This window comes from Bradyrhizobium sp., from assembly GCF_016219575.1.
In the GTDB taxonomy this organism is placed as follows: domain Bacteria; phylum Pseudomonadota; class Alphaproteobacteria; order Rhizobiales; family Xanthobacteraceae; genus Bradyrhizobium.
Genome location: NZ_JACRMG010000033.1, coordinates 1 through 10,775, shown reverse-complemented (window position 1 = coordinate 10,775; position 10,775 = coordinate 1). Strand labels below are relative to the sequence as shown.

The following is a 10,775-nucleotide window of genomic DNA, read 5'->3' as shown; positions in this document are numbered from 1 at the left end:
TCAGCCAGCTCCTCTTCACCCGGCGCTCCATTGCCACCATCGACAAACCTCCACCCGTAAATCCAAGCCGGGCAAAACCCAGAGCCCAACCCAATCAAATCGAGTTCTGCTATGGCTAAACTTCCCCGGACAGCCCTGCGCCCTTGCGGGGAGAGGGTCGGGGTGAGGGGCTGCTTCCTCGATCATGGTGGCAGATGGACTCGCGGAGAGTCCCCCTGACCCGGATTGCATCTTCGATGCAATCCGACCTCTCCCCGCAAGCGGGGCGAGGTAGGCCAACTTCCCGTAGGCGAAGTAGCGCCAACAAAAAAACAGCGCGGCACTGCCGCGCTGTTTCGATTCTTGCGATAGCCTTCGAGCTTACTGATAGATCTCGAACAGCCCCGCGCCGCCCTGGCCGCCGCCGATGCACATCGTGACGATGCCCCACTTCGCCTTGCGCCGGCGGCCTTCCTGCAGGATGTGGCCGGTCAGACGCGCGCCGGTCATGCCGAAGGGATGGCCGATCGCGATCGAGCCGCCGTTGACGTTGTACTTGGCGGGATCGATGCCGAGCTGGTCGCGCGAATAGAGGCACTGGCTGGCGAAAGCCTCGTTGAGCTCCCAGAGATCAATGTCGTCGATCTTCAGGCCATTGCGCTTCAGAAGCTTCGGCACGGCGTAGATCGGGCCGATACCCATCTCGTCCGGCTCGCAGCCGGCCGACGCCCAACCGACGAAGCGGCCCATCGGGTTGAGGCCGCGCTTCTCGGCATCCTTGGCTTCCATCAGCACCACCGCGGCCGCGCCGTCGGAGAGCTGGCTGGCATTGCCGGCGGTGACGTACTTGCCCGGGCCCTTCACGGGCTCGAGCTTGGCGAGACCTTCCAGCGTGGTGTCGGGACGGTTGCACTCGTCGCGATCGACGACGTAGTCGACGATGCTCTCGGCCTTGGTCGCCTTGTCCACGACCTTCATCTTCGTCTTCATCGGGACGATTTCGTCCTTGAACTTGTTGGCCTGCTGGGCTGCGGCCATGCGGCGCTGCGACTCCAGCGAAAACTCGTCCTGGTATTCGCGGCTCACCTTGTAGCGCTCGGCGACGATGTCGGCAGTGTCGATCATCGCCATGAAGATGTCGGGCGCAACCTTGAGCAATTCCGGATCGACCGCGTCCTTCGGCAAGGGACCGCCGGGGATCGAGATGCTTTCGACGCCGCCGGCGACGATGCAGTCGGAGCCTTCCGAGCGGATCGAGTTCGCGGCCATCGCAATGGTCTGCAGGCCCGACGAGCAGAAGCGATTGACCGACACGCCGCCGGTCGACTTCGGCAGGCCCGCGAGCAGCGCAGCCTGGCGGCCGATGTTCGGCGCACCGTGGGCGCAATTGCCGAGATAGCAGTCCTCGACATAGTCCTTGGCGACGCCGGCGCGCTCGACGGCATGCTTGACCGCGTGCGCGGCCAGCGACATCGGCGGGGTGATGTTGAATCCGCCGCGGCCGGACTTGGCCAGACCCGTGCGGGCATAGGAAACGATTACGGCTTCACGCATTTTTCTCTCCCTTTAGCTGGCCGGTTGCGGCTCATATCGTACGAATTTCTCACCCGTGGCAACAAAAATACCGTCCGCGGAGGGGCGCCGCGAGCGGAATTTTGCCGATCGAAAACGAAGGTTTCGCCGAACGGTATTTTCTGCGGCGGAACGCTGCCAACAATTCCGCAGGGCGAAACTGATGCCGCGAAATTGCCCGCTCAGGCGGTGCGGCTCTGGCTCAGCACGCGGCGGAGCAGTTCGGCCGCGTTGCGCGCGCCCACCTTGCGCATGATGCTGGCGCGATAGCCTTCGATGGTGCGCGAGCTGAGGCCGAGCTTTCGCGCGGCTTCCTTGTTGGTCTCGCCGACCGCGATCCGCACCAGCACCTCGCGCTCCCTGCGGGTGAACGGCGCGCAGCCCGGCAAATGCGTCGCGATGTCGGGAAAATCCTCGTCGCCGGACTGTGCGAGCTCTTCGATCGCCGCTTCCATCCGCTCGACGACGTCGTTGCCGTCGACCGGCTTCTCGATGAAGTCGACTGCGCCGCTGCGCACCGCTTCCACCGCGGTCGCGATGTCGCCATTGGCAGAGGTGACGAAGATCGGCGCGGGACAGTTTTCCTCGCGCAGCCTTTTCAGGAGATCGAGCCCGGTGCGCTCCGGCATCTTGACCTCGAGGAAGATGCTGGCGGGGGTGCGGGAACGAAGCTGCGACAACAGCGCGGCGCCATCGGCGAAGCAGACCACTTCATAACCTGCGCCCTCGAGCGCGCGCGACAGCGTCTCGCGCGCCGCGATCTCGTCGTCGACAACAAAGATTTCACCCCGGGACGTCGCGTTCCACGGCATAGCCTTGACCCCAACAATGGATTTTCTAATGGCAGAGCCGGCAATGACGCATGCGATCGAGCGGAAATCGGCCGTTCGAATGGTATCGCGTGCGGTGATGGCGGGCCCGGCGGTAAAACGTGCGCCGTGCCTCGACGACTCTTGTCCCGTATTTAACCGGTCGGTTCTCCGCTGGTTTGACATTTGGGGACATATCCTTTACATTTCGGGACATCGCAGCGCATACCCGCCATGAGCGATCTGATACGCAGTGCAACCTTGACGCATTACCCGGAGGTCGCCCAATCGGTGGGCATCGATCCCCGGGCGATGTTGCGCAAGGTACGCCTGCCGCTGGAAAGCCTGGAGCGTCCGGATCTGCGCATTGCCGTATCCAGCCTGCGCCGGCTGCTGGAGGCGTCCGCCTCGGCGTCGGGCGTCGAGGAGTTCGGCCTGCTGATGGCCGAGCGAGGTGCGCTTGCCAATCTCGGCCCGGTGGCGCTCGTCGTCCGCGAACAGGCGACGATCGGCGATGCGCTGAAGGCGCTGGCCCGCTTCATCCATATCCATCACGAAGGCATGCGGCTCTCGATCGAGCCGCAGGATGACGTCGTCATGCTGGCGGTCGGCCTGCGCGCCCTGCCGCGCGCGCCGCGCCAGTCGTCCGAGATGGCGCTCGGCAGCCTGCACCGGATCATCCGCGCGCTCGCCGGCGAGGACTGGCGGCCGCTGGAAGCGCATCTGACCCATCCGCCGCCGCGCAACCGGAAATACTACCGGAGCTTCTTCGGCTGCCAGCTGGTGTTCAACGCGGAGGTCGATGCGCTGGCGATTTCCGCGCGCGACCTCGACCGGCCGATTCCGAGTTCGCATCCGCTGATCGCGAACTATCTCGAGAAGCGCGTCGAGGCCATCGACGTGCGGCCGCGGCAGTGGGACGAACGTGTGGCCGAAGTGGTGCGCGCGCTGCTCAACGACGGCGACTGCACGGTGGAGCGGGTCGCCGGACATTTCGGCTGTACGCGGCGGACCATCCATCGCCACCTTGCCGAATGCGGCACGAGCTTTTCGCAAGTCCTCGATGCCGAGCGCGCCGACCTCGCCTTGCGCCTGATCGAGGACCGCAGCCGGCCGCTGGCGGCCGTGGCCGGAATGCTCGGCTTCTCGGCACAAAGCGCCATGGCGCGATGGTTCAAGGGCCGCTTCGGCCGCAGCATCACCGAATGGCGCAGCGATGCGCGCGAGCAGGCGCTGGCGGCGATCCGGCGCTGGTGAGCCTCACGCGGCGCGGACCGTATTGAGGAACTTGCCGACCTCGAGCTTGAGGCGGTTGCCGTCGCCGGACAGCGACTGCGCCGCCGAGAGTACCTGAGAAGAGGCTGATCCAGTCTCGCTGGCGCCCTGACGGACCTCGCCGACATGCGAGGAGACCTGTGTGGTGCCCAGCGAAGCCTGCTGGATGTTGCGTGAGATTTCCTGCGTCGCGGCGCCCTGCTCTTCCACCGCCGCGGCGATGGTCGAGGAAATCTCCGACAGCCGCTCGATGGTACCGCTGATTTCGCGGATCGCCGTCACGGACTGCTCGGTCGCCGCCTGGATGCCTGAAATCTGCTGGCCGATCTCGCCGGTCGCCTTTGCGGTCTGCTCGGCCAGGGCCTTCACTTCGGAAGCCACCACGGCAAAGCCGCGGCCGGCCTCGCCCGCGCGCGCCGCCTCGATGGTGGCGTTCAGCGCCAAGAGGTTGGTCTGGCCCGCAATGGTGTTGATCAACTCGACGACGTCGCCGATGCGGGAAGCTGCCTTCGACAATTCGCCGACATGCGCGTTGGTCTGGTGTGCCTGATCCACCGCCGCATTGGCGATGCGCGCGGATTCCTGCACCTGCCGGCTGATCTCGTTGACTGAGGACGACAGTTCTTCCGTCGCCGAGGCCACCGATTGCACGTTGGTGGCGGCCTCCTCCGAAGCGCTCGCGACCATGGTCGCAAGCTGCTCCGAGCGGTCCGCCGTCGACGTCAACGCCCCGGCGGACGCCTCGAGCTCGTTCGCGGCCGAGGACACGGTCTCGACAATCTCGCCGATTGCGCCCTCGAAATCGTCGGCCATCCGGATCATGTCGGCCTTGCGCTGCTGCGCGATCAGCTGGTCCTGCCTGATCCTGGCCTCCGCCTCGTCGCGCGCCTTCTGTTCGGAATTGATCTTGAACGTCTCGACCGCCTGCGCGATATCGCCGACCTCGTCCCTGCGGCCCAGCCCCGGCAGCACGATTGCGAAATTGCCGTTCGCCAGTTCCTTCATGGCCGACGTCATGGCCTTGAGCGGGACGGACACCGAGCGGCCGATGAAGAAGCTGGCGCCAAGCACCAGCCCGGCGATCATTGCGATCGCCACCTGAATCCAGAACTGGATGCTTTCGCGCTCGATCCTGTTCAGCCGTTCGGCATTGGCGCGGATTTCGTTGACGGATTTCGATACCGTCTCGATCACGGGTTCGACGGCAGCGAAGGATTCCGACATCGCTTTCAACTCGGTGGCGAGCGTCAGCGCCGTTTCCATCCAGGCCGCGAAATCGCGCTGATAGTCGGCGAGTTTCTGCTTGAGCTCGGTCCTGGCGGCATCCGGCACGCCGGCCTTTTCGAGTTCGGCAGTGAATTCGCCGGCGCGCTTCCTGATATCCTCACCATATTTGCGGTCGCGACGCAGCATGAAGTCCTTCTCATGCCGGCGCATCATCAGCATGGTGACCAGCAGGCCCCGCTCGTTGGCCTGCTCGACCCGGGATTCGATCTCGTGCACGGACTTGCGCAACTGGCCTTCCAGGCCGGATCTTTCGTCCAGGCCGAGCTTGCGCTTCTGCTCGACCACGGCCGCGAAATGCGACTGGTACTGCTTCAGTGACGCGCTCATCGCCTCGATCTGACCCGTGAGCTCGGGCTTGCCGATCGCCGCGACCTTGCTGCGCAGCGATTCGATATCGGCGGCGACGGCCTTAGCGATCTCCATCTGCGCATCCGCCTTCTTCGCATCGTTGCGCAGCAGGAAATCCTTTTCGGCGCGGCGGCCCTCGAGCAGCTCGACCTCGATCCGGCTGTTGAGCTCGGCGACCGCCCGCGCCTTCTCGGCCGCGTCGCGATAGACGGCAACGGCGCGCTCGCCGTAGAGGTGAATGCCGCCGATCAGAACGACGCCGGCAAGGCCGGCTACGCCGATCGCGGCGATCTTGTGCGTCAGCCGCAGGGAAAGAGACCGCATAATCGACTTCCGAATCTAAGTTGCCGCAATATAGAAAAGCAACCATAGATTACCGCAATGTCGAAAATATTTCGTAAACATTCCCCTCGCGTAGAAATACGCGACACTCTGCACGTCAACGTGCAGAGTATCGCAAATCGCGTAGCCTTCGACGGTCGGTTGTTCAGCCGGCCGGCGTCATCACGACGCCCTTGTCTTTCGGCCATTTGACGCGCCAGGCGAAGCCGATGTCCTTCACTTCGCCGGCCTTGGCCTCGAACGCCCATTCCAGCACGCCGCGCCTGTCGCGCAGATTGGTCGCAGTCGGCGGCGTGGTCGAAGGCAGCATCTCGACCACGATCTCCTCGTTTTCGCTGACCGGCAGCTGATCCTCGATCGCGATCCGGATCGGGAAATCGTGGCCGTTGCGCACGCTGGTCTTGAACGAGCGCTCGTCCGTCTTCGAGGTCGTTACGATCAGGCCGGCTGAACCCTCGTTGCGCTTGAGCACCGTGCGTTCGATCTTGACCTTGTCGTCGGCGCCGAAGCCGAGCCGCACCGTCTCGTCCTTGCCGGCCGCCGCCATCTGGCCGCGGCCGACGAAGGCGCCGTCGCGATAGATCGAGACCCGGCCCGGCAGCAGCGGCGCGTCCTCGGCCTGCTTGAAGCTCGCTTCCAGGAACGCGGTCGGGTCCAGCACCGGGGCGGAGCGAACGACGAGATCGGGAGCAATCGTCGCCATCGAGATGCGCAGGCTCTTGGCGCCGTCGGCGGCGCCGATGCTGACGCGGCCGGGAATTCTGAAGGTGACCTGGAACCCGCTGGCTTCCACGGCTGCTTCCTGCTCCTCGGCGCGCTCGCGCTTGGCGAGCTGCGGCGGGGGCGCGGCCATCGAGCGCGGCTCCGCCCGATAAGCCGTGTCAGAGGCCGAGCCCGCCGCCATCGGCCGCGGCAGTTGCGGATATTGCACGATCAGAGACTTCAGATCCGGCGCGTTGCCGCCGCGGGCCGTGCGCGCGGTCGAGACGCCGAGCGTGACGTTCGACCAGTCCTCGCCGGTGGTCTGGGCAATTTCGGCGCGGCGCACCAGCTCCAGCGCGGGCTTGCGGTCTTTCGCGCCGGTATCGAGGCGGGCGTCATAGAGCGGGGTCCAGCGCGCATTGCGCACGCTATAGGTCACCCGCAGCTTCGCCCTGGTTGCGGCCTGGGCGGCGAGATCGATCCGGACCTCGAGCCTGGCCGGCGGCTTCACCGCGCGATCGGATTCCAGCCGGGCGATCTCGCGGTCGATCTCGCGCTGCTTGCGCTGGGCGTCGCGGATGGCGGTGTCGGCGGCGGCGACTTCTTCGGAGACGGCGGCAAAGGCCGCGCGCCACTCGCTGAGCGGACGCGCCTCCCCCTTCTCGCCCAACCCCGCGGGCGATGCCTCGGCAAAGCGCTCGGCGAATTTGCGCCGCGCTTCAGCCGCCGCAACGGCGCCCTGCCAGTTGGCACGCTCGTCCCGGAGCGCCTCGATGCGCCTGTCGATTTCGGAAAGGTTGGCGGGCGGAACGGGGCGCGGCGGGCGGGTGTCGATGGCGCCGATGGTGAGCCGGGTGCCGGCTTCGCCCTCGACCCGCAGCGAAGTCGCATCCAAAGTCAGCGGAAAATCCTTTGCCACCAGCGTGTTGTCGCCGGCAGGAAGATCGAGCTCGATGACCCGCGTGACGCTTGCGCCATCGGGATAGACGGTGACCGCATCGACCGCCGAGGTGACGTCCAGATTGGCCGCCCCCACCGGCGTGACGGCCAGCGCCGCAAGCAATACCAGCCCGGTCGTAGCAAGATGATTTGCGATCGTCCGCATGAATACCTCCCAACAGCGCGCGCCAAAGTGGGCGCGAAAACCGCGCCCCTTCTCTTGAGACGCGGCGGGGCAGGAACCGGTTCGATTGCGGTATCGGTATGGCGCCGCCGCGGCAGAGCCGCGGCGGACGGGGACGCGAGAAGCTAGAACGCCAGCGCCTTGGCCTGCTTGACCTGGGGCAGCTTCTGCACCTTGTCCAGCACGTCCGGTGGCACCGGGCCGTCGATCTCGACCAGCGCAATGGCGTCGCCGCCCTGCTTGACGCGGCCGAGGTGGAAGGTCGCGATGTTCAGCCTGGCATCGCCAAGCAGGCTCGCGAACGCGCCGATGAAGCCCGGCTTGTCCTCGTTGGTGACGTAGATCATGGACTTGCCGAACTCGGCGTCGATCCGGATGCCCTTGATGTCGACCAGCCGCGGCTTGCCGTCGTGATAGACGGTGCCGGCCACCGAACGTTCCTGCCGTTCGGTGGTGACGGTGACGGTGATCAGGCTTTCGTAGTCGCTTTGCGCTGCGCGCACCACTTCGTCGACGATCATGCCGCGTTCCTTGGCGACGACCGGCGCGGAGACCACGTTGACCTCGCCGAGCATCGGCCGCAGCAGGCCGGACAGCACGGCCGAGGTGATCGCCTTGATCTTCATTTCGGCGACGTGGCCCTCATAGGTGATCTGTACCTTGAGGATGCCGGTCTCGGTGAGCTGGCCCGCAAACGAGCCGAGCTTTTCCGCAAGCTCGATGAACGGGCGCAGCTTCGGCGCTTCTTCCGCCGTGATGGAGGGAAAGTTGACGGCGTTGGAGATCGCGCCGGAGAGCAGATAATCCGACATTTGTTCTGCGACCTGCAGCGCGACGTTCTCCTGCGCTTCCGTGGTGGCGGCGCCGAGATGCGGGGTGCAGATCACGTTGGGATGACCAAACAGCACGTTCGACGTCGCCGGCTCCTCGGTGAACACGTCGAAGGCGGCGCCGGCGACATGCTTGGAGTTGAGCGCATCGACCAGCGCCTGCTCGTCGACGAGGCCGCCGCGGGCGCAATTGACGATACGCACGCCCTTCTTCATCTTCGCGAAGGCGGAGGCGTCGATGATGTTCCTGGTCTTCTCCGTCAGCGGCGTATGCAGCGTGATGAAGTCGGCGCGCTTGAACAGCTCGTCGAGCTCGACCTTCTCCACGCCGATGTCCTTGGCGCGCTCCGGCGACAGGAAGGGATCGAAGGCGATCACCTTCATGCGCAAGCCCAGCGCACGGTCGGCGGCGATCGAGCCGATATTGCCGCAGCCGATCACGCCCAGCGTCTTGCCGGTGATCTCGACGCCCATGAAGCGGTTCTTCTCCCACTTGCCGGCCTGGGTGGAAGCGTCGGCCTGCGGGATTTCGCGCGCCAGCGCCAGCATCAGGGTGATGGCATGCTCGGCGGTCGTGATCGAATTGCCGAACGGCGTGTTCATCACGATGATGCCTTTTGCCGTAGCGGCGGGAATCTCGACATTGTCGACGCCGATGCCGGCGCGGCCGATCACCTTCAGCTTCTTCGCCTTGGCGATGATCTTGGCGGTCGCCTTGGTGGCGGAGCGGATGGCAAGGCCGTCATAATTGCCGATGATCTCGGCAAGCTTGTCCTTGTCCTTGCCGAGGTTGGGCTGGAAGTCGACCTCGATGCCGCGGTCCTTGAAGATCTGGACGGCGGCGGGCGAGAGCGCGTCGGAAATGAGAACTTTGGGTTTGGGCATGGTGTGATCCCTTGGAATATCGAGAATGTCGTCCCGGCCGAAGCGCCGCTTGGCGCGCAGAGCCGGGACCCATACTGCGTGCTGTGGTTGTGGGTCCCGGCTCGCGCTTCGCTTGGCCGGGACGACAGAGGTTAGGCCGCCTTCGGCAGCGCTGCCTTGGTCTCGGCAAAGGCCCAGTCGATCCACTGCGTCAGCAGCTCGACATCCTTCGCCTCGACGGTGGCGCCGCACCAGATGCGCAGGCCTGCCGGCGCGTCCCGGTAATACGCGAAGTCGTAACCGGCGCCCTCCTTCTCGACGAGCGCAACGAGCTTCTTGGAGAAGTCGGCCTGGGCATCCTCCGTCAGCGACGTGATCGCCGGATCGGTGAACTTCATACACACCGAGGTGTTGGAGCGGATCGCTGGATCCTTGGCCAGGAAGTCGATCCAGGGCGTCTTCGCCTTCCAGTCGGCGAGCACTTTTGTGTTGGCGTCGGCGCGCGCGATCAGCGCCTTCAGGCCGCCGACCGACTTCGCCCAGTTCAACGCGTCGAGATAATCCTCGACGCAGAGCATCGACGGCGTGTTGATGGTCTCGCCGACGAAGATGCCTTCGTTGATCTTTCCGCCCTTGGTCATGCGGAAGATCTTCGGCAGCGGCCAGGCCGGCTTGTAGGTCTCGAGCCGTTCCACCGCGCGGGGGCTCAGCACCAGCATGCCATGCGCGGCTTCGCCGCCGAGCGCCTTCTGCCAGGAGAAGGTGACGACGTCGAGCTTTTGCCAGTCGAGCGGCTGGGCGAATGCGGCGGAAGTCGCGTCGCAGATGGTGAGGCCCTGACGATCAGCCTTGATCCAGTCGGCGTTCGGCACGCGCACGCCCGAAGTGGTGCCGTTCCAGGTGAAGACGACGTCGCTTGCAGGATCGACCTTGGAGAGATCGGGGATCTCGCCGTAGACGGCGTGCAGCTTGGTGACGTCCTTGAGCTTCAATTCCTTGACGATGTCGCTGACCCAGCCTTCGCCGAAGGATTCCCAGGCGAGCGTGGTGACGGGGCGCGCACCGAGCAGCGACCACAGCGCCATTTCGACCGCGCCGGTGTCGGACGCCGGCACGATGCCGATGCGGTAATCGGCCGGCACTTCCAGCACCTCGCGCGTCAGATCTATCGCGAGCTTGAGCTTGGCCTTGCCGATCTTCGCGCGGTGCGAGCGGCCGAGGGCGGCGTCCTTGAGATTTTGGGGATTCCATCCGGGGCGCTTGGCGCAGGGGCCGGAGGAGAAATTCGGGCAAGCGGGCTTGGTGCCCGGGCGGGCATTGGTCGTCGTCATGTTGTAACCATCCTCTCAGATGGGCGCCCCTCGTTGGGGAGGGGTGTCCCGCCGACGGTGCTAGCCGGTTCGTCCGTCGAAAGCAACCTCCCCTTGCGCCGATCCGCCGAAATTCCAGACACGCCCGCCGCATGCGGCCATGCGGGACACCGGGCGGCGGCGACGCGAAAAGGCCCAAGCGCAAGGAAGTGAAAAGCGGTTGTCCGGAGACTTGCGTTCGGAGTCCGAATCCGGAGTTCGACTTGAACGAGCGTCTCTCCAGCGAGGCTGGACATTGGCCGCTTCAGACGCAATAAGGGGCCTGGTATGGAAT

At 65.2% G+C, this 10,775-nt stretch carries 7 protein-coding genes; 1 reads left to right on the top strand and 6 read right to left on the bottom strand.

The genetic code is table 11. The annotated features are described in order from the left end of the window. Window positions 1-360: 360 nt before the first annotated feature. Together HZB49_RS25460 and HZB49_RS25455 are read right to left on the bottom strand one after the other, a co-directional pair. On the bottom strand, window positions 361-1,533 hold the full coding sequence (locus HZB49_RS25460; protein ID WP_291616421.1) for an acetyl-CoA C-acyltransferase: 1,173 nt from the start codon (window positions 1,531-1,533) through the stop codon (window positions 361-363). 200 nt (window positions 1,534-1,733) lie between these two features. After that, window positions 1,734-2,363, bottom strand: coding sequence for a response regulator (locus tag HZB49_RS25455; protein ID WP_291616419.1), 630 nt, complete (start codon window positions 2,361-2,363; stop codon window positions 1,734-1,736). Between the two features lie 231 nt (window positions 2,364-2,594). Here HZB49_RS25455 and HZB49_RS25450 point away from each other — a divergent pair, with 231 nt between their 5' ends. Further along, the gene (locus HZB49_RS25450) at window positions 2,595-3,617 is read left to right on the top strand and encodes an AraC family transcriptional regulator (protein ID WP_291616418.1); all 1,023 of its coding nucleotides are present in this window, start codon (window positions 2,595-2,597) and stop codon (window positions 3,615-3,617) included. A gap of 3 nt (window positions 3,618-3,620) precedes the next feature. On the opposite strand, the gene HZB49_RS25445 is transcribed toward HZB49_RS25450, so the two are convergent. From HZB49_RS25445 to HZB49_RS25430, 4 genes are all read right to left on the bottom strand, one after another. Beyond that, window positions 3,621-5,594 carry a HAMP domain-containing methyl-accepting chemotaxis protein gene (locus HZB49_RS25445; protein ID WP_291616416.1) on the bottom strand — a complete coding sequence of 658 codons (1,974 nt, stop codon included), beginning with the start codon at window positions 5,592-5,594 and terminating at the stop codon, window positions 3,621-3,623. A gap of 163 nt (window positions 5,595-5,757) precedes the next feature. Then, entirely contained in the window at window positions 5,758-7,419 is a 1,662-nt protein-coding gene (locus HZB49_RS25440; protein WP_291616414.1) for a mucoidy inhibitor MuiA family protein, read from the bottom strand. Between the two features lie 143 nt (window positions 7,420-7,562). Beyond that, on the bottom strand, window positions 7,563-9,152 hold the full coding sequence (serA, locus tag HZB49_RS25435; RefSeq protein ID WP_291616412.1) for a phosphoglycerate dehydrogenase: 1,590 nt from the start codon (window positions 9,150-9,152) through the stop codon (window positions 7,563-7,565). A 131-nt stretch (window positions 9,153-9,283) separates the two neighbouring features. Next, the gene (locus HZB49_RS25430) at window positions 9,284-10,462 is read right to left on the bottom strand and encodes a phosphoserine transaminase (protein WP_291616410.1); all 1,179 of its coding nucleotides are present in this window, start codon (window positions 10,460-10,462) and stop codon (window positions 9,284-9,286) included. Between the last annotated feature and the right edge of the window lie 313 nt (window positions 10,463-10,775).